The organism is Micrococcus sp. TCR-5 (assembly GCF_052220525.1).
GTDB classification, from domain to species: domain Bacteria; phylum Actinomycetota; class Actinomycetes; order Actinomycetales; family Micrococcaceae; genus Micrococcus; species Micrococcus luteus.
This window is the reverse complement of record NZ_JBQPDO010000041.1, coordinates 1-918: the sequence shown is the minus strand read 5'-3', so window position 1 is coordinate 918 and position 918 is coordinate 1. Positions and strand designations below refer to the sequence as shown.

Annotated in this window: 2 protein-coding genes; both read right to left on the bottom strand. The window is 64.7% G+C overall.

The window, feature by feature from the left end; all coding sequences use genetic code 11:
* On the bottom strand, nt 1-554 hold a 554-nt coding region (locus tag ACTSKS_RS11015; RefSeq protein ID WP_442927556.1), incomplete at its 3' end, for a DDE-type integrase/transposase/recombinase.
* Nucleotides 551-850, bottom strand: a complete 300-nt coding sequence (locus ACTSKS_RS11010) for a transposase (protein ID WP_002854321.1) — start codon at nt 848-850, stop codon at nt 551-553. The genes ACTSKS_RS11010 and ACTSKS_RS11015, both read right to left, overlap by 4 nt.
* Nucleotides 851-918 lie beyond the last annotated feature (68 nt).

Here is a 918-nt window from a genome sequence, read left to right as displayed (position 1 = left end):
TCGGCCTTGCCTCCACGCCGGCCCAGAGCCATCTGCAGGGCGTCCACGGCCAGCTGCGAGCTCATCCGCCGATTGATCGAGTAGCCCACGATCCGGTTCGAGAACACGTCCTTGACCGCGCAGAGATAGAGCTTGGAATCCCCGGCCCAATGCTCTGAGATGTCCGTGAGCCACAGCTGGTTCGGCTTCTCAGCGCGGAACTCACGACGAACCAGATCATCATGAACGGCAGGGCCAGGACGCTTGCCCGAGCCGCGACGGATCGAGTGGCAGCAGCGGACCTTCACGAGCCGACAGGCCTTCAACACCTGATGGTCCGACACGGCCAGGCCACGGCCGCGGAGCTCATCAGCCAGGAACCGGTATCCGAACTCCGGGTCATCGGCATGGGCATCGAGGGCGGCGTTGGCGGCATGCGCGTCGGACCATTCCCGCTCGCTGACAGGTTCGGCCAGCCACTGGTAGTAGGCCTGACGGGAGAACCCGAGGACCCGGCAGGAGAGTTTCACGGGAATCCCGTCGCGGGCCAGGTCCTTCACGACGGGACAGGTCATTTTGGGGACTGACCCAATTTCAGGTTCGCCTGGGACAGATACGCGGCCGCACGCCGTAGGACCTCGTTCTCCATCTCCAACTCGCGGTTGCGGCGCTTGAGAGCCTTCAGCTCCTCGTTCTCAGCCTTGGTGATGCCGGGCCGGATCCCGGCCTCGACATCATCCTGGGCCAGCCAGCGCCGTAGGCAGGACTCGGCGATGCCGAAGTCCTTCGCGACCTGCGCGATCGGCATCTGACCCTTACGGGCGATCGCGACCACGTCCTGGCGGAACTCTCGGGGGTATGCAGCGGGCATGGGGTCATCCTTCCAGCAGTCCCTCCCGGGACCACAGATCAGATGTCAACCAAACTCACGGCAGACCC

Coding starts and splice junctions, on each gene's coding strand:
- ACTSKS_RS11010 (WP_002854321.1), bottom strand. CDS start 850: ATGCCCGCTGCATACCCCCGAGAGTTCCGCCAGGACGTGGTCGCGATC.